Origin of the sequence: Leucobacter sp. OH1287, from assembly GCF_003859945.1 — a bacterium.
GTDB lineage: Bacteria > Actinomycetota > Actinomycetes > Actinomycetales > Microbacteriaceae > Canibacter.
On sequence record NZ_RQYM01000009.1, the window covers coordinates 60,960 to 87,306 of the forward strand.

Here is a 26,347-nt window from a genome sequence, read left to right on the forward strand (position 1 = left end):
ATGACTGTTTCAGGTATTGATAAATCAGAACTAGACCCAAAGGTGCGTCCACAGGACGATTTGTACAGACACGTCAACGGGCTCTGGATCGACCGCACCGAAATCCCCGCCGACAAGGCTCGCTACGGCAACTTCGCGGTGCTCGCCGAGAACGCCGAGGCTGCGGTACAGCGGCTCATCACCAGCGAGGGCGATGACGCGGGGGTGGGCGGATCCACCAGCGACGACCCTGCGGCGGCTGCGGACCTGCAGAAGATTCGGCAGCTCTACGCGAGTTTTATGGACGAACAGCGCCTGACCGAACTGGGCGCAACCCCGCTAGAGCCGGAGCTGAAACGGATCGGCGAGGTGAAAACGGTTGCCGAGTTTGTTGACCTGGTTAGCGAGTTTGACGCGGCAGGAATAGCCGGCGGGTTCGCTAGCATGTTTGTCTACACCGACCCGGGTGACCCGGAGCGCTATGTGCTGTTCCTTGAGCAGTCGGGTCTTGGGCTGCCCGACGAGTCCTACTACCATGAGGAACAGTTTGCTGAGATTCGCGAAAAGTACCGCGCCCACATCGCGAAGATGCTGGAACTCACCGGGGTTGCCTCCTCAACAGCTGACGCTGAGGAGCGTGCCGCCAAGATTTACGAGCTGGAGAACAGAATCGCCGATGTTCACTGGAACAAGGTCGATAGCCGTGACATCCAAAAGATCTACAACCTTGAGCCGCTCGCGAAACTGCAGGAGCTGACACCGCAGCTTGACTGGGAGCGTGTTTTCAAGAAAATGGGGAAAACCGCTCCGGAAGAGTTCGTCATCTGCCAGCCGTCAGCGCTCGCCGGGATCGCTGCACTGCTCACCGAGGATCGCCTGCCGCAGTGGCTTGAGTGGCTGCGCTGGCACCTGGTTTCCGGCAGCGCAGCGCTGCTCAGCCCCGAGATTTCAAGCGCCAACTTTGAGTTTTACGGCACCGCGCTAACCGGCGCAACCGAGCAGCGGGAACGCTGGCGCCGCGGTGTTAGCTTCACCGAGGGCGCAATGGGTGAGGCGGTTGGCAGGCTCTACGTCGCCGAGCACTTCGATCCCGAAGCAAAAGCGGCGATGGATGAGCTGGTACAGTTCCTGATTAGGGCGTACGAGCAGTCAATCACCGAACTGTCCTGGATGAGCGAGACAACGAAGGCGAAAGCGCTCGCGAAACTCGAAAAGTTTAGACCAAAGATCGGCTACCCAGACAAGTGGCGTGACTACAGTTCACTTGCGGTGAGCGATGACCTCATCGCAAACTCGAAAGCGGTCGCAAAATACGTGCTTGACCGGGAGTTTAACAAGCTCGGCAAGCCGGTTGATCAGGACGAGTGGTTTATGACACCGCAAACCGTTAACGCCTACTACAACCCGGGAATGAACGAGATCGTCTTTCCGGCAGCGATTCTGCAGCCCCCGTTCTTCGACAAGAACGCCGATATGGCGGCGAACTTTGGTGCGATCGGCGCTGTAATCGGACACGAGATCGGGCACGGTTTCGACGATCAGGGTTCACAGTACGACGGTGACGGCAAGCTCGTTAACTGGTGGACGGACGAGGATCGCGCCGCATTCGAGGAGCGCACCAAGTCACTCATCAACCAGTACAACGAACTGTCACCGGAGGGCGCAGACGGCCAGAAGGTTAACGGCGAGCTGACAATCGGCGAAAACATCGGTGATCTTGGCGGTCTCGCAATCGCCTGGAAGGCTTACCTCATCTACCTTGACGGTGCCGAGGCGCCAGAGGTTGACGGGTTAACCGCCGCTGAACGGTTCTTCTTCGCCTGGGCACAGTCGTGGCAGCAGAAGGCCCGCCCGGCTGAGACGGTGCGACTGCTGACAATTGATCCGCACTCACCAAACGAGTTCCGCTGCAACCAGATCGTGCGCAACCTTGACGTGTTCCACGAGGCGTTCGGGGTGACCCCCGAAGATCAGCTGTGGCTGGATCCGGCAGAGCGCGTCACAATCTGGTAGCGGCCGCAGCGGGTCGGGATCGCAGCAACAGCAACGCAACAGTGGTTGCCGTGATCCCGAACACCGCCGTCGGTAGGAGGAGTCCCGCAACGGTGACGAGGAACGCCGCCGTGAAGGTGAGCAGCACGGCCGCCGCGAGCGGCAGCGCCGCCGGAGTGCCGGTGCGATATTTGGCGGGGATGCTTTCGAAGCGCGCGAGCGGTGTCGCCAGGAGCAGCACCAGCGTCAACGCGAGCAGGTAGGCGGGGAGGCGCGTGATCCACCAGAATGCTGTGCCGGGGATCTGGAAAACCTTTGGCATCAGCAGTAATATACCGGTCAGCACCACAATCACGGGCAGGTGCCAGAGGTAAACGGACATGGCGCGGCTGCCGACGATGAAAACAACCGCCTGTAGGGCACGAGCCCGCATGGCGCGTCTGAGCAGTGGGGCGACCAGCTGGAAGGCGGCGAGCTGTGCGACGCCGAGCAGCGCGAGGGCTCCGCGGGGCGGGTTTTGGTTCGCGAGCATGTTGGGCGAGTACCAGCCGGCGAGCACGCCGAGGGTGAGCAGCAGGTAGCTGACGGCGATTATCGCCAGCAGCCAGGCGATACCGCCCGGGCGCCCACGCAGGCGGGCGAGGGATCCGTCAAGCAGGAAGAATCCGAGCTGCTGCACAAACAACCAAACAAACAGGAAGTTCGCCCACGCGATCGCAGAAATACCGGTGAGAGCGGTAATCATGTCGATGATGATAATCGCTGCGCCGAGCAGCACGAGGGCTCGCCAGCGGTGCTGCTCGTGTAACCGCGACGTGAACGGCACAGCGCACTGCGCGAGCAGGAACGCGGCGAGGAACCAGAGCGGGGTGCCGACACCGCCGGTGATGCCGTCGAGGATGTAACCGGGGATGCCGAGGGCGGATCCACCCACCTGCAAAAGCGCCATCACCGCAAAGAACGGCACCGCTGGCCTGAGCAGTCTGAGCAGTCGACCGTAAACATAGCTGCTGGCGGTTTCGCCGCGGGCGACGGTGCTGCGCCACGAGCGGATCCCGGTGTAGCCGCCGAGGATGAAGAACAGTGGCATAATCTGCCCAACCCAGGTGATTTCGGTGAACCAGGTTTGATCCTCGAGCGGTTTTGAGAACACGATACCGGTCGGGGTGGCGACCGCGGCAACCATTAGCAGGTGGATCAGTACCACGAGCAGCAGGCAGCCAACACGCGCCGCATCAACGGCGAGGTCGCGATCGGCGGGAATATCGGCCGACTTAGGCAGCTTGAGCAGGGGGCGTTTCGTCTCCATAACTGAATAAGTTACTAGATAAACAGGGTCTTTTGCGCATATGTTTTGCTGACTAATATATTGGCGGGTTTCAAATCGTTAACTCACAGTTGTTTCAGCGCACTGCCGTGAAAAGCAGTTGATTGGAAAGTCCAGTGGCGCTGTTAGCACCGATGACACCGGGGCTGTTTGCTGTGGCGGAGAGCAGCCAGATTTCGCCGTTGCTTATCCGCGGAATATCGCTGCCGGTGACAGCACTTAAGCCGGCTCGCATCCAGGCTCCGTGAGTGACCAGAATGGTTGCGGGGTAGGTAAAAAGATGGCGCTTTAACGCAGCAGCTGCTCGAGATCTGAGCTCTGCTGATGTTTCCGCATCAGGAATAACAAGCTCGGGCCACAACTCGTTAGCCTTTGAAACAGGGAGTCCCTCAGCACTTCCATAGTCACGCTCAATCAGCTCGCTATCTACTCCGATGGGCAAACCGTTTAATCCGTCTGCGATCAGCCGCGCCGTTGCGGCCGCGCGCTCAAGCGGCGAAGTGGTGATGCCGCGCCAGCAAAACTGCTCCTCGTCAACACCGGCCAGCTGCGCACTTTTGGCGTAGTGTTGCAGTGTAGCAACCGCCGTTTGCGCGTCTCTGATTCCCTGTTGATTAAGACTGTTATTGCTATGGCCTTGGATCCGCCGCTCCAGATTCCAATCGGTTGAGCCGTGCCGCACAACCGCAATCAGCGTGCTTTTTGGGTGGCTGCTGGTCATACCAGTGCTCCGCTGATGGCTGCTACGGACTGTGACGATGATGTAGATACAGTTTCGGACGAGACGGATACTGCACGCGAAGAAGCATCCACTCTTCCAAGCCCTGACTGACCGTCCGTTTGCGGATAGCAGAAAGCCTGCCGTATTCTGACAGTGACTCGATCTCGTTCAGTGCATTCGCCGGTAATGAGGCACCGCAGTCTAACCCCGTTCCAGTCGAGCACTGCGTCTTTTCGGTCTGTGCCGCTACTGTCTCTGCTGTATAGTGCAGAAACAACAGTTGCTGGGCCTGCGGGACTCGGCTCCACGATTACATCCTCGGGGTGGATCGCGATAACCACGCTGCTGTTTGGTTTCGGTTTGGCACCCACAAATTGCACCTTGGTGTGTGACAGATTGAGGGGCAGTGCTACTGCAGTCACCTGATTTGTCGAAACCACGGCATCAAGAATATTTGCGTCCGCAACAAACCCGGCTACAAAAGCGGTTGCAGGCTGATTTAACAGGGCGGCTGGTGGAGCAAGCTGTTGGATTTTCCCGTTTTCTAAAACCGCGACGCGATCTGCCAACGCCAGTGCTTCACGACGATCGTGAGTGACGTGGATCACGGTCAGCCCCAGCTCGCGGGTGAGTCGCCGAAGTTCCAAGCGGAGAGTATCACGCAGGGGCTCGTCAAGTGCCGATAGTGCTTCGTCGAGCAGTAAAACCTGCGGTCGTGTAATAACTGCGCGAGCTAGGGCAACACGCTGTCGTTGACCGCCTGAAAGAGTCGCCGGATTGCGGTCCTCGTACCCGGCGAGACCGACCATCTGCAGAGCAGCTGCAACCCGTTTTGCCCGCTCTTGCCGCCGGATACGCTGCCGTTTCAGTGGGTACTCAACGTTCTTTGCGACACTTAAATGCGTCCAGATAGCGTGCTGTTGAAACACCATGCCGAGCCCGCGCTGCTCAGGGGGAACGGATCCACCAGCGCCGCTCACGATTTGCTCGCCGATACTGATCTCGCCGATGGACGGGTTTAGAAACCCCGCGATAGTCCGCAATAGCGTGGTTTTGCCAGACCCAGACGGGCCGATTAATGCGATAAACTCGCCATCGGTGACTCTGAGGTTGATGTCGCTTAGCCCCATAAAACCGTTAGGGTACTGCAGGCTAACATTCTGTAGCGTTACTGTTGACAACTTATATTCCTGTTTCGTGCTGGTGATAGGTTGATTTACTATTTAACTTGTTGTCTATATAGGTATCGGGATTATCCGATTGCTGCGGGCTGTGAGTTACTTGACCAGCGATTTGGAGCCCCTGACTGTTACGGTCAGCAGCAGCAGACCCACAATCGTCACAATCACTGACAGGGCTGCGGATGCGCTATAGTTCCCCGACTGGTGGAGATTGAAAATCACCACCCCGAGTGTTTGCGACCCCGGAGAAAGCAGCAAAACTGAGAGTGTTAATTCTCTGACGGCTGTAAGCGCGACCAGTATTGCCCCGGATGTTGCGGCGGGTATTGCCATTCTGCAAGAAATATCCCACAGCGCTCTCAGCGGAGAAGCTCCTGAAATCCGTGCCGCATCTTCTGCTGTATTGGGTGTTGTTGCAAGTGGGGCAATAACCGCCTGCACAACAAGCGACAGAAACGCGGTGACGTAGGCTAAAAGGATTATCCATGGGGTGTTGATAAGTCCAAGCATTGGAGCCAAAAGCAGCCATGCTACCGCGATAATTAAACCGGGAACAGCCTGAGGCAACAGCGCGATAGTTGAAAGCAACCGATTACTGCGTGCTCGAGTGCGGGTAACCAGAGTACCAACAGCGAGCCCCAGGATCCAACAGATAACTGCTGCGAGACTGGCGAGCATTAGTGAGTTCGTTATTCCGGTCATAGTTGCTGGGGCTGTTAACGCTTTGACAAAACCGTCCAAACTGATGTTGTCGAGCGTTAACGCAACTCCGGGGGCGGGGAGGAGCGCTGCCACTGTGAGGGTGCACAGCGGCAAAATAGTGACGGCGAGGATTAAAATCGCGGTAAGCAGCGAAGTGAGATTACGCCACCTGCCAAGTGAGAGTATCGCTGGTCTAGCATTTGAGGTGTCTAGCTCGTTGCCACTGTCACGGTTGAAGCTGATGACAAGCCCAAACACCGCAAGCAGTAGCAGCACAAACCCGATTGTTGCAACGGTGGCGAGCGGATCCACAACCGTCGCCGATTGCAGGTAGCGATACACCGTGGTTGCGAGGGTTTGATAACGCTCCGGCAGACCAATAATTGCGGGTATACCGAAGTCTGCGAGATTAGAGACAGCGATTAGCGTGAACGCCGCGGTAATGGCCCTCCACAGCAGTGGGATAGTGATGTGGAGGGCTGTTTGGATGCCGTTTGCTCCAGCAATGCGCGCAGCCTGTTCGAGATCTGCTGGGATTCGGTTGAGTGTCTGGTTAACAATGATCATCGCTATCGGAATACTGTGTAGGGTGAGCAGAAAGATAACACCGTCTGCGCCGTACAGATTCCAGAGGGGTGAGCCGAAGTGACCGGCCCACCAGTTATTGAGTGCCGATGTGGGACCGAGCAGGCTGAGCCAGGCGATTGCCCCGACAAAGGGGGGAACCAGCATAGGGCTGAGTGCGAGCAGCCGTAAAAAGCGTGCTCCGCGAATATCGGTGCGGTGCAGTAGTACCGCAAGCAGAGTGCCAAACAGTACGGCAAGTGCCGCAGAAACGGTTGCGCTAACAACCGAATTGAAGGTTGCCTCCAGGACACTGCTGTTGATTATTTCGTGCCAGCTGTTCCCCGTTAGCGCCAGCGAGATAACTGCACCCAGGGGCAGCAGTACTAGAAACGCAAGCACGATCCAGAGGCTAACGCGTAACGCTGTTACACTGCCGACGGCGGTTACCTCGAAACCTCTGAATCGTGCAAGCGACAGGGCAGATCTACTGGAATAGCTCATTGAACAGTTTTACAGCGTCTGCTTGGGTGTCTTGAATCCGCTTTAGGTCGGGGCTAAAGAGTTTCAAGTCTTCAAGCTTCGGGGCTCCTGCGGGGCTGTCAACGTCGGTGCGAATCGGGAGATAGGACTGTGACACTGCAATCTCCTGACCCGCTTTGCTGAGCAGGAAGTCAACGAGCAGTTTAGCAGCATCGGGTTCCTTGGTGTGAGCAAAAATGCCGACCGGCTGAGTGATGTAGGGAACACCCTCTTCCGGGTACACAGCCTTAATCGGTGAACCCGCGGCAGCGAGATCGCGCACGAGGGAGTCGACCACGATCCCAACGGGATTGGATCCGTTAGCGACAGCCTGCGATACCGGGCCGTTGCTCTCTGCGATCAGTGGTTTGTTAGCGGCAAGCTCGGTAAGCCAGTCTTCACCGAGTTCGGACTCATTTAGCCAGACGGCGGCGTTGTAGGCTGCTGCTCCTGAAACATCAGGGTTGGGCATTGCGATCAGGTTTTCGTATTTTGGATCCGTGAGATCCTGCCAAGATTTAGGTGCGTCGTTGATTGCGTCAGTATTAACGGCGATAACCGTCGGGATCAGGCGTGTACCCACGTACATGTGTTCTGGGTCAACCAGCTCCGGCAGTATCTCCTTGCTTTCCGGCGACTCGTACGCAAGCAGCAGATCCTCTGCGGCGTACCGCTCAAACGTTGCGGCATCGGCAGCGAGTAGCAAGTCGGCACCAATTTCTCCGGTCTTTTGCTCAGCAGCTATTCTGGCGGTGAGATCACCCGTGCCGGCACGAAACACCGTCACCTTCACCTCTGGATGTAGAGTATGGAACTCTTCGAGTAGCGCATCGATTTTTTCTTGCGGTTCAGAGGTGTAGAGGGTTAGCTCAGAGCTTTTGGTTTCCCCAGTACCGCTGGCACTGTCCGCAGACTGCGCTGCGTTATCTGATGTAGAGCAGCCGGCAATACTTAGCGCGGTGAGTCCGGCAACAATGGCTAGGCCAAGACTGCGAGTTAGTTTCATTATTTTCCTTCGATATTGGTTGTTTGTGCAGGGGTAGATTCTGGGGTGGATCCGGCAATATCCGCAGAGGACGCGTGTTGCTGGGATTCATTAAGGTCTTTTTGGAACAGCTCTGTTGACGGTGTGAGGTGGATCGGGGTGTAACTTACGTCGGTGGCTGTGAAGTTCGCGATGCTCAGCCAGGCGGATCGATATCCGGCAACGATCCCGGGAGCTTTCAGTGTGTTGAGATGGTAGGCGAGCGGCGCTCCAACGAACACCGTTGTTTGCGCAACTGTGGCACTGAGATGGTGATGATAGTGGCCCGCTAATATTGCTCTCACCGGATATTTTGCAGTGATATGGAGGAGTTCAGCGGTGTCCAGCAGTGTCTGGTTTTGGAGATGGGGGACAGGTGAGATCGTGGGCGGATGGTGCAGCGCCAAGATGGTTTGCTTCTCCGGATCCTGCTCTAGGGTGTTTGCAAGCCACCGCATTTGCTGCTCACCGAGGCTACCGTCTGCTGAATTTAGCCGCACCAAACGAAACCCTTTCAGCTCTATCACACTGTAGGGTTCGCGCCGTTCTGGGGCGAGAGTTGTAGCGTGTTTCGGGGAGTCGTGGTTGCCGTACACCGTGATAACGGGCACTCTGAGGGTGTCGGAAAGCCTCTGACATGCATCCTCAACTCGGTCGTATGCAGCGTAGTTGCCTCGCTCGATCAGATCGCCGGTGATCACTATCGCATCAAGTTTTGTCATTCTATTCTGCAGATAGTCGATGACAGCGTCGAAGTGACTGAGGCCGTCCGCAGTATCATAAAGCTGCCCTGTGTTACTCGCGTGAATATCAGAGAGGTGAACGATGGTTAAGTTGTCGCAGCTGGTGTGACCGTTCTTTGCGAGCTGGCTGTCTAAGCGGTCGCTGCCGCTGTTAACATCGCTGCGCTCGCAGTGACTGTGAGTGATGTGTCCCTTGAGTTTCTGCTTCAGTGCCGTAAGCGCCTGGGTTGAAAGACCGTGCCGCAGTAGATAATCTGCGGCATTACTTTGCAGACATCTCTGGCCGCCGCCGATGGTTGATATGTGCTCGAACACGCTTTGCATTGCAGACGCGGGACTGTCGAGATGCAGCTGCAACGCCTCAGTGTATGCTGTGCCGCTGAGGCGCTGCTTGCTGAGGGTTTTTGTAACGACGGTTTCACGCTGCGGTCTCACATTTTTTCCTGAGCGGACATAGTCTGCGATAATCGCGTGTGGATCCACTCCCGCCGCAAGCTGTGCAAGCGCAACGACGAGCCCGGTGCGATCCTTGCCTGCTGTGCAGTGCACGAGGGTTGTTCCCGGGTGCTCCGCAAGCACGGCAACGGCAGCCGCGATTGCATTGCCGCGCTGCGTCAATAGATGTAGATAAATATCGACGATATTGCCAAGCTGTGGGGGTTGGGTGCCATAGAGGGGCACGGAGACGGTTGGAATATCGTGGGCGGGGGCGAAGCTAACTATCTTTTGCTCAGCGGATCCTGCTGCCTCCCGTTCTGTGGGTTCTCGCAGATCTAGAATCTGATCCACACCCAGTTGTCGCAGTTTCGCTACGCCGACGGCTGTGAGGTTGTCGAGGGTTGCTGAGCGTAGAAGGAAATAACCCGAACCAGGTTCGCTCTTCTGAGTATTGATCGCTCGGGTGTTATAGGTACCCGCGACATCGAACTCTGTGTACAAGCGAACTCCCGATCATGCTTACTGGTTACGGTAGGTGGTAACAGTAAGTTTTGCAGGTGTCGGTTACACAGCAATTACACTCCGGTTACTGTCTGGTCAAGCGTTACTAACGCGCTAATAAACAGTGAATGACCGAAGGGTTAACCAGCGGATAGAGCGGCTCAGGCCGTTACGCTTTAGCTTCGGCAGTAACTCGTTGGTGTTCCGCGCAGTGTGCACCGCGGTGTTCTTCGCAGACGACGAAGCGGTTGCTGCAGCTGTTGTCGGCGCAGTTGGCGAGTGTGCTGGTTGGTTTGTCGCAGGTTACGCAGTGGCCCAGAACCGCGGCGCCCGGCGCGAAATCCATCGCCTCGCGACCGTCAAACACGGCGAGGGATCCCTCCCACAGCCCGCCGTTGCCGAATTTTTCGCCGTAGCGCACAATGCCGCCGTCGATCTGGTACACCTCGTTGAAGCCGCGTTTAATCATCGCCGCCGACAGAATCTCGCAGCGGATCCCGCCGGTGCAGTAGGTGATAATCGGCTTGTCTTTAATGTGATCGTATTTGCCGCTCTCGAGCTCGCGCACAAAATCGTGGGTTGTGCGCACGTCCGGCACAATCGCGTCTTTGAACTTACCGATCTCTGCCTCCCAGGCGTTTCGGCCGTCAAAGAACACCACATCGTCACGCTCTTTAACCAGTTCGTTAACCTGCTCGGGCTTTAAATGGACACCGGTGCCCACAACGCCGGTTTCGTCCACAACGGTCTCATCTGGCAGCCCGAACGCAACCAGCTCGTCACGCACTTTCACGCTGAGTTTCGGGAAGTCGACAACCCGACGCCATGGGGCGCGGCGATCCACCCCGCGAATGCTCTCGTAGTGTTTCGGCGGCAGACCCTTCGGCTCAAACCCGATCGCATCAGACCATTTAACGTCGAGTTTGAAGCGCTTCTTGGTCTCGCGCAGATAGATCTTGCAGGCGTCAATTTCGCCGCCAACGGTGCCGTTGATGCCGTGCTTGGAGATAATGATGCGCCCGCGCAGGCCGAGTCGCTCGCACAGCTCACGCTGCCACAGCATCATCCCCTCGGGGTCGGCTACCGGTTGAAACGCGTAATAGAGCAAAATTTTAGGATCCACAGACCCAATTCTACTCTTTTCTGGCTTGCTTTGCGGGCGTTTGCTCACCCAAAACGCTAGAACCCGCACCGGCCTCGCGAGTAGAATAGAGGTAAGCAAAAGGTTAGGAGCACACTATGCCGGTTGTTAAGATTAATGCGCTCACTGTTCCTGAGGGCAGCGGTCCAGAGCTTGAGGCGAGGTTCGCCGCGCGTAAGCACGCGGTAGATAAGGCGCCCGGTTTCTTAGGGTTTGAGCTGCTGCGCCCCACCGCTGGCGAGACCCGCTACTTTGTCGTCACCCGCTGGGAGACGGAGGAGGACTTCGCTGCGTGGCGGGATGGTCGATCCAAGGACGCACACGAGGGTGAGGCTCGAAAACCCGTTGCGACCGGTGCAGAAATGCTGGAGTTCGAGGTAGTCGACCTCTAGTTCAAATTATCTAGCGGTTTCACTGGCTAGATGCGACTCGCGGTAACTATAATGAACTAACCGCGCCTAATCGCGCCCCCCAGTGAAATGAGGACCTCCAAAATGACCCTTAATACTGCTACAAAATCGACCCTGTCCGGCGATACCCCCGCTGCGATAGCGAGCGATCAGGGATCCGCTGCTGCAACCTCATCAGAGACAGCATCCACGTTCCAGATAGAACCACAGGATTACTCGCTCGACGGCTACGCGGCAACGCTTGCTGCATACAAAACCGCCGGTTACAGCGTCACCTCCTTCGCGGAATATCTCGAAAATCCCGCCGCACAACACTTGATCCTGCGCCACGACATCGACAACAGCCTCGAACAGGCGATGCGGGTCGCCCACATCGACGCAGAAAACGGCTGCTCATCGACGTTTTTTCTGCGGATCCACGCCCGCGGCTACAATCTCCTGGAGCTGCCGTCGCTGCTGCGGATCAGGGAGCTAACGCAGCTGGGACATGAGGTGCAGCTGCACCTGGAGGGTGGGATCCACGACTGGATCGGGGGCAGCCCGCTCGACTCTGCAAACCAGCAGCGGCGCATTTTCGAGGAGGCTGTTGGGCGCAAACTGGGCGGGTTCAGCTCGCACGAGCCCGCGCGAATGGGCGGCATCGACTTCGCGAACTCGCTGCTTACAGAATGGTCAGACTCGGTGCGGTATCACGCCTACGAGGCGCGGTTTATGAGCCCCAACATGAAATATCTCAGCGACTCCAGCGGGCGCTGGCGTGAGGGTCACTTCGGTTTGTGGATCGGGAAAGAACCGCTCCTGCAGGTGCTCACCCACCCAATCTGGTGGTACGAGCGAGTGCCGGCAGAGAACTACTAGCGGGCAAGCACGCGACCGAAAACGGGCGACAGGGTCCACCACCCGGCAACCAGCGAGCAAGGCGGCAGCATGACACAGCAGACAGTAACACTAAAACAGCTCCTCAACCAGCTAGAGGCGCTAAGAATCCCGTTCACGGCCGGTGTCGGCGGTGTTGGCTTGGCGGGCGGATCCGGCGAGACCACGATAATCGCCCCTGCGTCTCTCGGGGAGGTGCAGGCAGTGGCGGGCGGTGCGCAGCTGAGTTTCGCAACCGATCAGGCACGGTATGCTGACTCGATCCACCGGGCGCTCGCCGCCGGAGCGGTGGTTTTAGTACCCGCACCCGCCGAGAATGGTGAGCAAGAATCAGCACCCGCCGAGGGTGGCAACCCCGCACCAACCGAGGATAGCGGGCTTGCCGGCGTTGCGATCGCGGTGCCGAACCCGCGAGCGGTGTTTGCGCAGCTCGTAGCAGAGTTTTTTGTTGCAAAACCGCAGCCAGAGATCGCGGCGACCGCCAGGATCCACCCGAGCGTGCGAGTGCCAGCGAGCGTCAGCGTCGGTGAATACTCGGTTGTGCGGGCGGGCGTGGTGCTCGGCGAGGGTGTGATGATTCGCGACCACGTTGTGATCGGTGAGCGGGTTCAGATTGGCGCGGGCAGTCTGATTAAAAGTCACGCTGTGATCGGTGAAGAAGGTTTCGGGATCGAGGTCGACAGCGAGGGCAACAACATTAGGATTCCGCACATCGGCTCCGCGGTGCTCGGTGAAAACACCGAGATCGGGTGCTTCACAACCGTCTGCTCAGGCACGCTCACGCCAACAAGAATCGGCGATCACAGCAAAATTGACGACCATGTGCACATCGCCCACAACGCGCAGCTTGCAAGCAACGTGATTGTCACCGCGTGCGCCGAGGTTTCGGGCAGTGTGCGAATCGCGGATCGCGTCTGGCTCGGCCCCAACAGCTCCATCAAAGAGGGCCTGACGGTGGGGGAGGGCGCACTGCTCGGGCTCGGAGCGGTCGCCGTAAAATCAGTTCCGACCGGTGAGATTTGGGTTGGTAACCCTGCAAAACCACTGCCGCCGCGAGCGAACTAGCCGCCCAGCTGGTTGAGCGCTCGAATTAGCTGGTGCAGCTCCCCGATTCGATACTGGTTAAAGTGCAGGCGCAGGCGCGGCAGCTCCGGCACATCCTGCTCCTTCACCTCAAGCGGGTGGGCGTCGCACAGTTCAATACTGCCGTCAACCAGCAAGTGTGCAAAGTCGCGGTTCAGCGCCGCGAGTTCCTCCGGGGTTGGTGCGGTGCGGATCCGCAAAAACAGGTGCTCGCCGATCCAACGCAGCGAATCATAGTTGCTCCAGAAGCCGATAACCTCGTCGACCGCGTCCGCAACAGAGTCGGTTATGAGCACACGGTCGAGATCGCCGGGCGTGATCAGGCCGCCACGTTCAAGCTCGTTGCGGGCAAACTCCGCGAGTCCGCGCCAGAAAGTGCCGCTCGGCGCGTCAAGGAACACAATCGGCACCGGTACCATCTTCCCGGTCTGCTGCAGCGTTAAAAGCTCGAACGCCTCATCGAGTGTGCCAAAACCACCCGGTAGGCACACAAATCCGCGAGACTCTTTGACGAGCATCAGCTTGCGGGTGAAGAAGTATTTCATTGCGACGTGCTGCTGTGTGTTCGCGTGGATCTCGTTCGGTGCCTCCTCAAACGGCAGACGAATCGAAACCCCGAGCGACTTTTCCGCCCCCGCACCGCGCGCAGCCGCCTCCATAATTCCGGGGCCGGCACCCGTCACCGTCATCCACCCGAGCTCAGCGAGTGCGGCAGCAACCTGCCCAGCCTGCTGCGCTTGCGGATCCGCCAGTGCCGTACGAGCGGAACCAAAGATCGTCACTTTTGGGGTGCCCGCGAAAGGCGCGAACACCTGGAAGGCAGCGCGCATCTCTTGCAGTGCGGCGGCGGAGATTTTCAGGTTGAGGCGCTCGGTCTGGTCGGTGCCGAGGCCGAGGCTTGTGTTGACGAGCTGCGTGATGAGGCTGCGCTGCTCGGTGACACCCGCCGTGTCGAGCAGGTCGGTGATTAGCGCCGAAACGGTTTTGCCTGGTGCGGTGTCACCGAGTTTGCCTGGTGAGGTGTCGCCGGTTTTGTCCGCTGTTTTGTCCTGAGAATCTTGCACGGTCTAACCCTAGCCGGTTTAGCTGTGATAGCTGTTTGAGAAGGCCTGTGTTTCTAAGATATTACAGAGAAGACGGATAGACAGATGATCCGCACACCGGGTGCGTGTGGCAGAGAATCGTTGCGAACCAGGCACATCGAATAGAACCCAAACAAGCACCAAGCTATGAGTTTGCTATGAAAAATTGGTGGCGAGTGAGGGATTCGAACCCCCGAAGTCGATGACAGCTGATTTACAGTCAGATCCCTTTGGCCGCTCGGGAAACTCGCCATTGGCTAAACTAGCCGATTAACAATACTACCGCAGTTCCGGCACCGCTGCAAATTCACGACGTACCTCACATAAAGTGAGCGCGAAACGCCCGGTGCCTCACGTATTTTGAGCGCGAACGCTCTTCTGTGGTTCCTCACACAAAACGAGCGTGAACCTGCCTCCCCGAAGTCAGCGAGAAGCGATATGTAAAGAAATTTGCAACGTCGCGATAACGTGTAAAAAAATCGCCAAAAACTTTACATATAGTGTCGTTGCTGTTATGTTTGGAGTGTGTGGAAACCCGAAGATCCCTACAACGACTTACCGCCGCTTGAGGCTGCAAATCTTGAGTCAGTTGCGGTGTTGAAAGCCCTCCCGGCTGCGCGTGCGGCGGTTGCGGCACTCGATCAAGCGGTAAAACGTCTGCCTAACCCGGGGGTTTTGATCAGCGCTATTCCGTTGCTCGAAGCTAAAGCAAGCTCCGAGATTGAGAACATTGTCACAACAACTGATGAGCTGTTTAGCTACAGCGGTGAATTTGATGCAGCAACACCTCCCGCTGTGAAAGAGACACTGCACTATAGGGAGGCATTGTTCGCTGGATTCAAAAGCGTTAAGAATCGGCCGATAACACTGCAGACCGCTGAGCTAGTCTGTAGCACCGTGAAAAACGCGCAGATGAGGGTGCGAGACTACACAGGGACTTACATTGGTGATCCTGTAACCCGTGAAGCACGATACACACCGCCTGTTGGTCGTGATGTGATTGTCAAAAAAATGCATGACTGGGAGCGATTTATAAACACGGCTGCGCGAGAGCAAAACATTGACCCGCTGGTTGTCATGGCCGCTGCACACTATCAGTTTGAGGCTATTCATCCGTTTAGTGACGGAAACGGGAGAACCGGCAGAATATTAAATGTGATTTTACTTAACCAGGAAGGACTGCTGGCCGAACCGATCCTCTATTTATCGCGCTACATAATTGAGCACAAAGATGAATACTATCGACAGTTACGACTTGTGACCAGCGATGGTGACTGGGAGGGGTGGATCCTTTTTATGCTCGCGGGAGTTAGGGAGACAGCGCAAAAAACACTGCAGCTGATTGACGCAATCCAGGAGCTGCAAAATGGGTTTAGGGCAAAACTGCGGGATGCTCAGGGCCTCACGGTTGACGCTAACCTCTTGGAGTTGCTTTTTAAAAATCCGTACTGTCGTATCGGTGATGTGGTTAAGCACTGCGGAGTGAGTCGCCCGACTGCAACAAGCTGGCTGAGGCGGCTTGTGGAGGAGGGGTTGTTGCATGAGGTGCGACGAGGACGAGAAAGACTCTTCATTAACCAGGAGTTTATGCGGGTGCTGGAGCGGGCTTGAAAACTGAGCCGCCAACGCAGAGATAGCAAGAACAGACACGTTTAAACGCTGTAGTTTCAGAAAAAGCGGCGAGATTGATATGTAAAGAAATTTACGACGTCGCGAGAACGTGTAAAAAATTCGCCAAAAACTTTACATATAAGCGAAAGCAAGCGCCAAACCTAAGCCCTGCTGCCCTGTAATCCCGCGCAGGCTACCTACCAACCTCGCGCAGCCAGTTGCTAAGCCGTGAGTCGCGATACAGCAACCCGTAGCGGTGCGTGCTTATGCTGATCGCCTGCTCACGGAGGAAGGAGAGCAGCTCGACCGGGCCAGCCATGGTGACCGGATCCGCCCAAATGCTGACACCGCCGAGGCTGCCGAGCCACTCAGCAACGCGGGCGGGATCACCGCCGATGAGCCGGATCCGCCCCGCAGGTAGCTGCCCAACCAGGGCGCCGCGCACCGCGATCCGCTCAAGCCAATAATCGTCGCTCTCAACGTGCACGTCGAGGCCGCGCGCGGTGAGGAGCGCGTGCAGGTCGGGCGGAAGACCCGAGCCGGTTGACACGGTGAGCGGGGCGTTGACCAGGATTCCCGCGATCAGCACCCGTAAAAGTTCGTCGATTGCGCCGTCGTCGGTGAGGCGGATCACGGTTGGCACCGGCAGATAGCGCAGCAGATTGTGTTCAACCCCGAGGCCGCTGACGTCGCACGCGATGCCGTATTCGGTGCGCCAGCTGAGTTCGTCGGCGAGCGCTGCGCGGCGCACCCGGTCGAAGGATTCGTACCCGATCAGGTGCTGTGCGGCCTCGATCAGCTGCTGGATTGCAGGCTCTAACCCGCGCAGGTGCAGGGTTCCGCTCTGGGTTCCCGGGCGGATCCGCCAAGACCCGAGCGGCACCAGCTGGTTTGGTCCGCCGCTGAGGGTTTGCGAGTTTAAAACGCCTGAGCCCCAACTGCCGGCGGGGCAGCGTTCAACGCGGGGGCGCAGGGTGCGCTGGTTGACGAACAGGGTTGCGGCGCGGACGCTGTCAATCCACGGCAGCATTTCGGCGCTGTCGTGGGAATAGAGGGCGGCGAGGGTTCCGGCACCGAGCTGGTTTTGGATCCGCACCGCGTCGCTCAGTGAGTGCGCCGATGTGACGGCGAGCAGCGGAATGCGGTGCAGGTGCTGCCAGATTTCGGACTGCGGGCTCACCCCGAGTTTAATGCCTGGCGACCAGCTGCGGCCGTCACTGTCGAGCTGGCGCGGGGTGACAAGCCAGGTTTCGCCGCGGTCCAGCTCGGTGAGGGCGCGACGTTCAGCGTCAGTGACCGGGGTTGCAAGCGGTGTCAGCCGGTTTTGCATGCGGGCGGTTGCAGCGGCTGTTTCAGCGATTGTGGCAGCGCGATGTTTGCTGTTTTGATCGGCGGGTTTAGCGCTGTGGTGGATCCCTGGGCTGGTGCCTGTGCCGGTGCTGGGGATGGTGCTTGGTTTAACGCTGTAGCCGACCTTGATGCTGCGCGCCGCATCCGCGAGCAGCTCCCGGAGCCTGCCGTTGCGGGCTGCGCTGCCGAGCAGGATCAGCGCCTTCGGTTTCCCGTATCCGCCGGGGATTCCGGTTAGCGCATTTTCGACAACCGCGGCGGCAGCGAGCCGATAGTCGGCGGCGGGGGTAATTAGAACGGTGTCGACGCGATCCGCTGCGCCCGTATTTCGACCGGTCAGCAGTGTTTCCGGTTTAACCCGGGTGATTTCACGGGCGAGCTGCGCGCTGCCGAGCACAATGGTTTGTGCGAACTGAACCCGCTGCACCAGTTCCGTCGTTGCCACCTCGTCGGCGCTAACCGCCTGGCTCGCCTGCTGCGGCAGACCCGCGCTCTGCAGCAGCTGAGTGAACTCGCTCAGCAGGGCAGCGGTGCTGGCGGGCGCGGAGATCACGGTCGCGTTGCCGGCCGCGAAGTTTGCGAGCAGTTGCTCGGCAACCTCGCACGCCACCGCTGACTCGTCGCAGGCGATCAGGCTGATTCCGCGCGGCTGATACTCGGCGCCGCGCAGATAGCTGAGATCCTCGGTCTGCTGCGCGAGATAGCGGCAGCTGTCAATCAGATAGTTCGCCCAGTCGTCAAGCAGCACCGGATTCGCTCCGCTGTGCCGAGCCAGCAGCGTCGTCAGCTGCGCACGCTCAGCCGTCAGTTTGAACCCGAGCTGCCTTAGGGTTTTGCCGCGCTGCTGGTGCCCGATAACGCCGAGGCGCGACTGGGCAGCGACCGCTGACCGGGCAATTTTCGTGGTGGCGTGGATCGCGTCGGTTGCTGCGTCGGGGGAGTGGCTCGCCCCGGTTGCTGACCCGGCCCGGCCTGCGCCGCTCGCCGTCTCGGCCTGGCCCGCGGCCTCTAGGTTCGAGCGCATCCAGCGGCGATTGATCGGGCTGAGTGGATCCGTCACCGGCTCGCTCGCAAACCCGGTCGTTGACACAACCGGAACCGTGCGATGCTCCTTCACGCCGTCGACAACAATCTCGCCGGTCTCGCTGTCCTCCGAGAGGCCCAAAACCGCGGCGGTCAGCCCGCCCGTCTCGTTGAGGACCGTCTCGGTCGGCCGATAGAACAGCGCACTGTCCCGGTCGCTCGGCGTGGTCACGGTTGTGCGATCCTGCGCGCGATGCACCTGCGGAGCCGGCTGCTGCGCCTGCTCACACACCCGCTCAAGCGCGGCAAGCTGCTGGTACCTGCCCTCCGGCGACGACAGATTGTTAGGGTTTAGAATGTGCTGATTTGCGAGGGCGCTCGCCGGATCAGCCGCCTCAGCAGCGAGATCAACCAGGTATGGAACCGCAGCGCCGAACTCGCTCGGCGGCACCAGCGGCAGTGCGATCCGCACCCGGTTCGCTGCGGCGTGTAAAACCCGCACGAGCTCGGGCGCAATCCCTGAGCGGATCTCGTAAATTACGCTGTGATTGCCGCTTAGTCCGTGGGCGCTCGCGGCGCTAATGTCGTCGCGGGTTGGCTCGTCGGCGTGGTGGGTGACGGTTTCCGCGAAGCTGTTTGTGGATCCGTCAGCGGCAGCTCTAACGCTGCTCAGGTCGACGGTGTCACCGCGGCGGGTACTAAGCAGCGCAGAAACGTCGACGGTTGCGTTCGGGTCGAACTCCTCGCTGTCGGTGTTTTCATCGGCTACGCTTGCACCCGCTGAGTTCGCATCGGCTGGGCTTGCTCCGGTCGCGCTCGGCAGGTCGGTTAGTGGCTGGGGCGCTGCAGCGGGGTTTTTCAGCAGCGCCGGATCCGCACCCGATGCCTTTGAGGTGACCGCCTCGGGACGCAGCAGGTCGCTGAGTGACTGGGCCGCGGCAACTGTGTACGGGTTGTCGCTGACGAGCACCGGAGTGAGTCCGGGGGAGTCGAGGGTTGTGCGCAGCAGCCGCAACAGCGCAGCCTCGCGATTGACCTGGTCCGCCAAAACGGGCACGGTGAGCCCGGTGAGAATCGAGTTGGTCGATTCGGCATCGAGGGTTGAGCCGCTTGTCAGTCTGATTTCCAGGGCGGATCCACCAGCCCGCTGCCGTCCGGCGGCTCGCACCGCGATTGTGTTGAGGAACTGCGCTGCCTCTGGCATTTCACTGCGCAGGGTGTATCCGAAGCTGATGCCCGTGAGCTCGGGGCTTTCCAACAGGCGCAGCGTCACCTGCTGGGCGAGGTGTGCTTCGGAGTAGCTGGCGGCGTCGATGAGCACGCGGGTTTGGTGGTCGGCGGCGACGGTTATCAGCTCGCGCAGCGCCGCAACGGCGCGGATAATTCGCGACTCGGCGGCCCAATCGTCGCCGGGCGCGAGTCGGGTGACCGAGACCGTGAGGTATTCAAGCTCGGGCATTTTGGCGAGTGCCAGCAAGCGGGAGAGCTCATTGCCTGCGCCGGCCGGGCCGAGCGGGATTTCGCCGTGCAGCTGGGCGGCAGCCGGGGTGTGTGCGTCACTGAGTGTTGTTAGCACCTCGCGCAGGTCCTCTGTCTGGGCGGGATTGTCTGCCTCGCTCGGCAGCGTCGCAACGCAGAGCAGGTTCGCGAGGCGGCCGCGCAGCCACCGCTTCGTCAGCGGCATAACCGCCCACGGCATCCCGAGAGCGGCACCGCCGCTGGTGCGCAAAACCAGGCGATCCTTTGGGGTGAGGGTTTCGGGCATGTCCTTTGTGAGTTTTCGCAGGCCGAGCGCGGCGAGCAGCGCGTCCTGCGGGGCGGCGATGAGTTCCAGCAGGCGGGTTGTGAAGTCGAGGTCGGCTGACGGATCCGTCACCAGATCAGAACCCAGGTCGCTCGTCAGATCAGCGGGGATTTCGGCGGCGGTAACGGTCAGCCAGTTGAGCACAAGCTCCTCTGCGGCAGCGGGCAGCTGGTGCCAAATCGTCTGCGGAGTGGACGCACCGGCGAGTGTTTCACGTGAAACATTCTGAGAAGCTCTGTCAGGTGTCTGCTCGTCTGCCATATTTTCACCCTACGGTTTGAACACTGTAGCTGGCTGATAACACGCAGAAAAGCCGGCAGCTGACCGCTGAAAAGCCCGCAGCTCCCGCAGCTGACCGCCGAAAAGCCCGCAGCCGCCCCGCTAAACCATCGCGGGAAGCCGCCGAAATTATCTCGCCCAACGGGTAAAACCTGCTCGGCTAGCCGCCGAATCGGGAGCATCGCGGCCGCGAGAGAGAAAATTTTTAGCCGTGCTCACGCCGTGCTGAGCGGCGCAGAATTGCCGATTTGCGCACTTCATCATATGAACTTCCGCATAATTTCGCGCCTCCCGCCGCCCAAAACACAATATAATTGTAAAGATTAGACCGTTTTTTGGAGGACACATGCCAACAGGTTCAGAGCGTGCTCGCACAACGCTGTCTTATCTGCGCCGCAAAATAACCACGGGGCAGTGGCCAGTCGGGGAGCGGATCCCCATCGAACCAGATCTCGCAGAGCAGATCGGGGTTGGTCGTTCAACCGTCCGTGAGGCGGTTAGGTCACTCGCAAACATGGGAATGCTGGAGACCCTGCCCGGTCGCGGCACCTTCGTCCGCTCAGCAACCCCAACAAGCTCTCTGCTCAACGAGTTCCTAAACGCCTTCACCCTTGAAGAAATCCTCAGCTACCGTCGCGCCCTCGAGATCGAGGCGGCACAGCAGGCTTCGATCCATCGCACCGACGAGGACATCGCAGCAATGCGCGTTGCGCTGGAGGAGGAGAACGGCTGCTCACTCTGCCCAATCGCAACCGCGGGCGAGGCGAACTTCGGGTTTGAGAGCAAGTTCCACCGACTCATTTTCGACGCAGCAAAGAACCGCCTGCTCGCCGCGCTCTACGCCGGCATCAACCAGCAGCTCCGCAGCCCACAGCACCGCGGCCGACTCGCCAACCTTGCTTCGGCATCAGAAATGGAGCAGTGGCACAGCCGCGTGCTCGACGCAATCGAGAGCGGCGACTTCATCGACGCGGTGCACGCGATGGCGGCGCACGTTGACCATGACGTTGTGATGGTCACCGAGGATCAAGAGGTTGTGCACACCCTCGCCCGCAGCGAGGAGCAGCAGCAGCGCATCATCGACGTCTCAGAGAAGTAATCGCCCGGCTCCCCGGCCAGAGCAATATTCGGGGTGGATCCGTAAGCCCCGCCGCGGGGGAGTCGGCGACTCAATTTCCCGCCAGGTCGGCTACTTCGCCACTAAAGTGGTGGCACTGTGTTTGCTACTTCGCAACCAGAGTGGTTGCGAAGTGATACAGCGCCGGATTGTAGCTGTGCTGCCCAACCTCGACGACGTTCCCCTGTGAGTCGAACGCGATCCGCTGCATTGTCAAAACCGGCGATGCGCGCGCAATTTTCAGCAGCTCAGCCTCCTCGCTGCTGGCTCGGCGTGCACAAATGCTCTGGTTGGCGACCCGAATCTCGACACCGCGCTGCCGCAGCACCTCATAGAGACCGTGCCTGCTCAGCAGTTCGGCAGTAAACTCACCGGCCAGCGGGGGCATTGTGTTTGTCATCACGGCGAGTGGTTTACCGTCGGCCAGCCGGAGCCGGCGAATGCGAGTAACCGGGGTGCGCGGATCCACTCGCAGCAGCTTCGCCTCGGAGGCGGTCGCCGCACCGCTCGAAACCGCGAGCACCCGCGTTTCTGAACTAAAACCACCGGCCGCGAGGTCATCGTGGAGGCTTGTCAGTTTGATGTCGCGGGCGATGTCGCGTTGCACAACCTGGGTGCCGACGCCGCGTGTGCGCAGCAGCAGGCCCTGCGCCACAAGCGACTCGATTGCGCGCCGGACGGTCGGTCGCGACATGCCGAGGCGTTCACCGATTGAAATCTCATCAAGCAGCATCTCACCGGGCTTTATTTCGCCGCTGTTGAGTGCGGCGGTGAGCCTGGTGGTGAGCTGGGTGTGGAGCGGATCCGCCCCGGGCCCGCGCTGCGGCACAAAGTCGAGCGAAGCTGGCCAGACGGTGTGCTGCGATGCTGCCTTGTTCATGGTGTTTTGTATCAACCCCTCGAATTGTCACTTTGTTATTACAAAACCATTATGTATTATTGTTATGACAAATCAAAATTGTTATGACAAATGAGCAGCTGGAGGAGCAATGAGCAACATTCAGGTTATTCCACACTGGATCAACGGTAAGCGCTTCGAGAGCGCGAGCAACAACACAGCCCCCGTCTACAATCCCGCAACCGGTAAGCACATCGCCGATGTCGCGCTCGCCAACCAGGAGGAGATCGACCTCGCGGTTGCTTCCGCCGAGCGTGCACAGCGGGAGTGGAGCGGCTACTCGGTTGCGAAGCGGCAGGCGGTGCTGTTTAAGTTCCGTGAACTGCTCGCTGACCGCCGGCTTGAACTCGCCGAGATTATCACCCGCGAGCAGGGCAAGGTGCTGTCTGACGCAAACGGTGAGATCGGTCGCGGCCTTGAGGTGGTTGAGCTGGCGTGCGGCTTCCCGCACCTGATGAAGGGATCATTCACCGAAAACGCCTCAACCGGTGTTGACGTCTACTCGATTAAGCAGGCGCTCGGCGTCACCGCGATTATTAGCCCGTTCAACTTCCCGGTGATGGTGCCGATGTGGTTCTTCCCAATCTCCATCGCCGTCGGCAACTCCGTGATCGTTAAACCGTCAGAAAAAGACCCGTCAGCGCAGCTTTGGATCGCCGAGCTGTGGAAGGAGGCGGGACTGCCGGACGGTGTTTTCACGGTTCTGCAGGGTGACAAACTCGCCGTTGATGGGCTGCTGACCGCGCCGGAGGTGCAGGCGGTGTCGTTTGTTGGATCCACCCCGATCGCGCAATACATTTACGAGACCGCGGCGAAGCACGGCAAGCGCGTGCAGGCACTCGGCGGCGCCAAGAACCACATGCTTGTGCTGCCCGACGCAGACCTCGATTTGGCGGCGGATCAGGCCATCAACGCCGGATATGGCGCGGCGGGCGAGCGCTGCATGGCTGTCTCGGTTGTGCTCGCGGTTGAGCCGGTCGCTGACGAGCTGATCGCCAAAATTACCGAGCGGATCGCGAAACTCAAGGTCGGAAACGGTGCCGACAGCAACGAACCAGATCTCGGCCCGCTGATTAGCGCGCAGCACCGCGACAAGGTGCGCAGCTATGTTGACATCGCCGAAACCGACGGCGGCAAAATCGTTGTTGACGGCCGCGCGATTGAGGTTCCGGGCCACCCTGACGGGTTCTTCCTCGGACCAACCCTGATCGACAGCGTGCCGCTCGACAGCAAAGCCTACACCGAGGAGATCTTCGGACCGGTGCTGAACGTGGTCCGTGTGAAGAGCTTCGATGAGGGTGTTGCGCTGATTAACTCCGGCCAGTTCGGCAACGGCACCGCGATCTTCACCAACGACGGCGGCGCTGCACGGCGCTTCCAGCACGAGATCCAGGTGGGCATGATCGGAATTAACGTGCCGATTCCGGTGCCGGTCGGCTATTACTCGTTCGGTGGTTGGAAGGCGTCACTGTTCGGTGACGCGAAAGCATACGGCGTGCAGGGCTTCGAGTTCTTCACCCGCGAGAAAGCGGTCACCAGCCGCTGGCTCGACCCGGCAAAACACGGCGGCATTAACCTCGGTTTCCCGCAAAACGACTAGCAACCGCTAACCCGTGGCGGATCGGTGACTTTCACGTTAAGCACCGATCCGCCATAATTGTTTGTACCCATATTTTTGGTGCCCGCGAGCAACCCCGAGCTCGTAACCGGCCTAAAAAACACCCGTCAAAGGAGTGAGACCGTGGTGCGAGAGACATCAGAGACAGCGCAACTGCCACCGCTAACCGTTGGACCACACACCAGAAGACTCGGTGTGATGGCGATTGTCGCAACGTTCGGCGGACTGCTGTTCGGCTACGACACCGGCGTGATTAACGGCGCCCAAAGCTCGATGGCGGCGGAGCTCGCCCTCGACGACTTCGCGGTCGGCGTCGTCACCAGCTCACTCGTGTTCGCGGCCGCCTTCGGGGCGCTGTTTGGTGGCTCCCTCGCCGACAGAATCGGCCGTCGCCGCACAATTATCGCGCTCGCTGTGCTGTTCTTTGCGGGCAGCATCTGCGTTACCGTCGCCCCCGGATTCGCGGTTCTCGTGTTCGGCCGCATCCTGCTCGGCCTCGCCGTCGGCGGCGCCTCAACCGTTGTGCCGGTGTTCCTCGCAGAACTCGCACCCTACGAAATCCGCGGCTCCCTCGCGGGCCGCAACGAGATGATGATCGTCGTCGGCCAGCTGGCAGCGTTCGTGATCAACGCGATCATCGGCAACCTGCTCAGCGACTTCGGCGGCGTCTGGCGCGTCATGTTCGCGGTTTGCGCGATCCCGGCGGTGTTCCTGTTCATCGGAATGCTGCGAATGCCCGAGTCGCCACGCTGGTTGATGCGGCGGGGAGACAGCGCAGCTGCGCTCGCGGTGCTGCAGCGGATCCGCCCCCTAGATCGTGCGGAGGCTGAGGTGAAGCAGCTTGAGCAGCTGCTCGGCTCACGCGAACCGGGTGAACTCGGCGGCGCCCAGGCCGGTGCTTCTCAGGGGCAGGAGACGCTGCGGGGTCTTAGGCTGATTGCGAGCAATAAATGGTTTGTGCGGATCCTGCTGGTCGGCATCGGGGTTGGTGTCGCTCAGCAACTCACCGGCATCAACTCGATTATGTACTACGGCACATCGGTGCTGGAGGAGGCGGGCTTCAGTCACAGCACCGCCCTGATCGGTAATATCGCCCCCGGCGTTATCGCCGTGATCGGTGCATTTATCGCGCTTTACATGATGGATCGCTGGGATCGCCGCAAAACCTTTATAACCGGGTTCACGCTCACCACGATCAGCCACGTTGTGATCGGGGTGGCGTCGCTGACTGTGCCAGAGGATGCTGTGATCCGCCCGTACCTGATTTTGGCGCTCGTGGTTTTCTTTGTCGGATCGATGCAAACCTTCTTGAACGTGGTCACCTGGGTGTATATTAGCGAGATTTTCCCGCTGCGCTTCCGCGGTCTTGGCGTTGGTATCGCGATTTTCTGCCACTGGATTATGAACGGTGTGCTGGCGCTGTTCTTCCCGTCGCTGATCGCGGCAACCGGCCTGACCACCACGTTCTTCCTGTTCGCCGGTGTTGGTGCGCTCGCGCTGCTGTTCATGGCAACCTGCGTGCCCGAAACCCGCGGCCGTACCCTCGAATCGATGGAGGCGGACATCACCTCTGGCGCGATCTTCCAGAAGTAGCGCGCGGGTTCGTGGCGGGTTCGTGGCGGGTTCGCTGTCTTAGTGGGTGTTTCGCTGCTCGTTAGCGGCCTGGTTTTGCTGATGCTGTGCCTGCGGTCGTGGGGCGATTCTGCTGCTTCTGTTGCGTTCAGGCGGTGGCGTGCGATACCTGGTAGGCTAGATAGTGCTGTAAAAAGGAGATTCTCACCGAATCGCCGGCTTGAATCAGCTCGCCGACTTAGCTCAGGGGTAGAGCAATTCCCTCGTAAAGAATAGGTCACGGGTTCAAATCCCGTAGTCGGCTCCAATGTAATGTCCTGACACATCGTTCACAGTTTTTGTGGGTGTGCCAGGACATTTTTTTGTTTTTAGGTGCTTGTTTTGGTGAGTAGTTGGTTCTTGAGATAGGTGCTGTTTTGGTCGAGTTGGTAGGTGCCGAGTAGTTGCTCTGTTTGGGGGTGAATCACTCTTACCTGGTTTCCGATGAGTAGTACGCTGACGGGTTTTCCTGCGTGTTTTGTTCCTACGTATAGGCGGCGTAGTTGTCCGTGCCAGCGGAGTGTGATTTTGCCGCCTGTTCCTACTTTGTCGCGTCTGATTTTTTCTATTGGGCGGGAGTTGTTTTCGGGTGTTGCTCTTGGTGTTGCTTGGTAGGCTTCGGCGGGGACTGTTTTGATTGCGTCGTGGGGGCGTTTGAAGTGTCAGTGACGGTCGAAAAGTAGCCCACTAGCGCCGCTCGAAAAGTAGCCCAATTCATCTAAAAATGAAAGGGTGATTTCTTTGGATAAT

At 59.1% G+C, this 26,347-nt stretch carries 18 protein-coding genes and 2 tRNA genes; 9 read left to right on the top strand and 11 right to left on the bottom strand.

Annotated features, from left to right (window positions below):
- Window positions 1-1,992, top strand: coding sequence for a M13 family metallopeptidase (locus EII30_RS06390; RefSeq protein WP_124886500.1), 1,992 nt, complete (start codon window positions 1-3; stop codon window positions 1,990-1,992).
- On the opposite strand, the gene EII30_RS06395 is transcribed toward EII30_RS06390, so the two are convergent.
- The 7 genes from EII30_RS06395 to EII30_RS06425 form a co-directional block, all read right to left on the bottom strand.
- Window positions 1,979-3,280 (bottom strand): acyltransferase, encoded by a 1,302-nt coding sequence (locus EII30_RS06395; RefSeq protein ID WP_124886501.1) that lies wholly within the window; start codon window positions 3,278-3,280, stop codon window positions 1,979-1,981. The two genes, EII30_RS06390 and EII30_RS06395, sit on opposite strands and share 14 nt — an antisense overlap.
- A gap of 94 nt (window positions 3,281-3,374) precedes the next feature.
- On the bottom strand, window positions 3,375-4,019 hold the full coding sequence (locus EII30_RS06400) for a histidine phosphatase family protein (protein WP_124886502.1): 645 nt from the start codon (window positions 4,017-4,019) through the stop codon (window positions 3,375-3,377).
- On the bottom strand, window positions 4,016-5,200 hold the full coding sequence (locus EII30_RS06405) for an ABC transporter ATP-binding protein (protein WP_124886503.1): 1,185 nt from the start codon (window positions 5,198-5,200) through the stop codon (window positions 4,016-4,018). Before EII30_RS06405 ends, EII30_RS06400 begins: the two co-directional genes overlap by 4 nt.
- A gap of 96 nt (window positions 5,201-5,296) precedes the next feature.
- Window positions 5,297-6,970, bottom strand: a complete 1,674-nt coding sequence (locus tag EII30_RS06410; RefSeq protein ID WP_124886504.1) for an iron ABC transporter permease — start codon at window positions 6,968-6,970, stop codon at window positions 5,297-5,299.
- Window positions 6,954-7,994 carry an ABC transporter substrate-binding protein gene (locus tag EII30_RS06415; RefSeq protein WP_124886505.1) on the bottom strand — a complete coding sequence of 347 codons (1,041 nt, stop codon included), beginning with the start codon at window positions 7,992-7,994 and terminating at the stop codon, window positions 6,954-6,956. The genes EII30_RS06410 and EII30_RS06415 overlap by 17 nt, the downstream gene beginning before the upstream one ends.
- Window positions 7,994-9,694, bottom strand: coding sequence for a tyrosine-protein phosphatase (locus EII30_RS06420; RefSeq protein ID WP_124886506.1), 1,701 nt, complete (start codon window positions 9,692-9,694; stop codon window positions 7,994-7,996). Before EII30_RS06420 ends, EII30_RS06415 begins: the two co-directional genes overlap by 1 nt.
- 169 nt (window positions 9,695-9,863) lie before the next feature.
- Window positions 9,864-10,817 carry a rhodanese-related sulfurtransferase gene (locus EII30_RS06425; protein ID WP_124886507.1) on the bottom strand — a complete coding sequence of 318 codons (954 nt, stop codon included), beginning with the start codon at window positions 10,815-10,817 and terminating at the stop codon, window positions 9,864-9,866.
- 116 nt (window positions 10,818-10,933) lie between these two features.
- Here EII30_RS06425 and EII30_RS06430 point away from each other — a divergent pair, with 116 nt between their 5' ends.
- From EII30_RS06430 to EII30_RS06440, 3 genes are all read left to right on the top strand, one after another.
- Window positions 10,934-11,227 (top strand): antibiotic biosynthesis monooxygenase, encoded by a 294-nt coding sequence (locus EII30_RS06430; RefSeq protein ID WP_124886508.1) that lies wholly within the window; start codon window positions 10,934-10,936, stop codon window positions 11,225-11,227.
- 102 nt (window positions 11,228-11,329) lie between these two features.
- Window positions 11,330-12,103, top strand: coding sequence for a GCN5 family acetyltransferase (locus EII30_RS06435; RefSeq protein WP_233569336.1), 774 nt, complete (start codon window positions 11,330-11,332; stop codon window positions 12,101-12,103).
- A 69-nt stretch (window positions 12,104-12,172) separates the two neighbouring features.
- Complete coding sequence (locus EII30_RS06440) at window positions 12,173-13,186, top strand: UDP-3-O-(3-hydroxymyristoyl)glucosamine N-acyltransferase (RefSeq protein ID WP_124886509.1); 1,014 nt, start codon at window positions 12,173-12,175, stop codon at window positions 13,184-13,186.
- On the opposite strand, the gene EII30_RS06445 is transcribed toward EII30_RS06440, so the two are convergent.
- Window positions 13,183-14,172 carry a TIGR00730 family Rossman fold protein gene (locus EII30_RS06445; protein ID WP_124886522.1) on the bottom strand — a complete coding sequence of 330 codons (990 nt, stop codon included), beginning with the start codon at window positions 14,170-14,172 and terminating at the stop codon, window positions 13,183-13,185. The genes EII30_RS06440 and EII30_RS06445 overlap by 4 nt on opposite strands.
- Window positions 14,173-14,453: 281 nt before the next feature.
- A tRNA-Tyr gene (locus tag EII30_RS06450) sits at window positions 14,454-14,538 on the bottom strand.
- A gap of 273 nt (window positions 14,539-14,811) precedes the next feature.
- Here EII30_RS06450 and EII30_RS06455 point away from each other — a divergent pair.
- Window positions 14,812-15,897: a Fic family protein gene (locus EII30_RS06455; protein ID WP_233569338.1), complete on the top strand. Its 1,086-nt coding sequence runs from the start codon at window positions 14,812-14,814 to the stop codon at window positions 15,895-15,897.
- A gap of 193 nt (window positions 15,898-16,090) precedes the next feature.
- Here EII30_RS06455 and EII30_RS06460 read toward each other — a convergent pair whose 3' ends face one another.
- Window positions 16,091-20,335 carry a proline dehydrogenase family protein gene (locus EII30_RS06460; protein WP_124886510.1) on the bottom strand — a complete coding sequence of 1,415 codons (4,245 nt, stop codon included), beginning with the start codon at window positions 20,333-20,335 and terminating at the stop codon, window positions 16,091-16,093.
- Between the two features lie 364 nt (window positions 20,336-20,699).
- Between EII30_RS06460 and EII30_RS06465 the strand changes: the two genes are divergently transcribed.
- Window positions 20,700-21,452, top strand: a complete 753-nt coding sequence (locus tag EII30_RS06465) for a FadR/GntR family transcriptional regulator (RefSeq protein ID WP_124886511.1) — start codon at window positions 20,700-20,702, stop codon at window positions 21,450-21,452.
- A 124-nt stretch (window positions 21,453-21,576) separates the two neighbouring features.
- On the opposite strand, the gene EII30_RS06470 is transcribed toward EII30_RS06465, so the two are convergent.
- Window positions 21,577-22,350, bottom strand: a complete 774-nt coding sequence (locus EII30_RS06470; RefSeq protein WP_124886512.1) for a GntR family transcriptional regulator — start codon at window positions 22,348-22,350, stop codon at window positions 21,577-21,579.
- Between the two features lie 109 nt (window positions 22,351-22,459).
- Between EII30_RS06470 and EII30_RS06475 the strand changes: the two genes are divergently transcribed.
- The 3 genes from EII30_RS06475 (at window position 22,460) to EII30_RS06485 (ending at window position 25,865) form a co-directional block, all read left to right on the top strand.
- The gene (locus tag EII30_RS06475) at window positions 22,460-23,968 is read left to right on the top strand and encodes a CoA-acylating methylmalonate-semialdehyde dehydrogenase (protein WP_124886513.1); all 1,509 of its coding nucleotides are present in this window, start codon (window positions 22,460-22,462) and stop codon (window positions 23,966-23,968) included.
- Window positions 23,969-24,109: 141 nt separating this feature from the next.
- A complete protein-coding gene (locus EII30_RS06480) occupies window positions 24,110-25,579 on the top strand; it encodes a sugar porter family MFS transporter (protein ID WP_124886514.1) in 1,470 nt (489 codons plus the stop codon).
- A gap of 211 nt (window positions 25,580-25,790) precedes the next feature.
- Window positions 25,791-25,865 (top strand) — tRNA-Thr (locus tag EII30_RS06485).
- The last annotated feature ends 482 nt before the right edge of the window (window positions 25,866-26,347 follow it).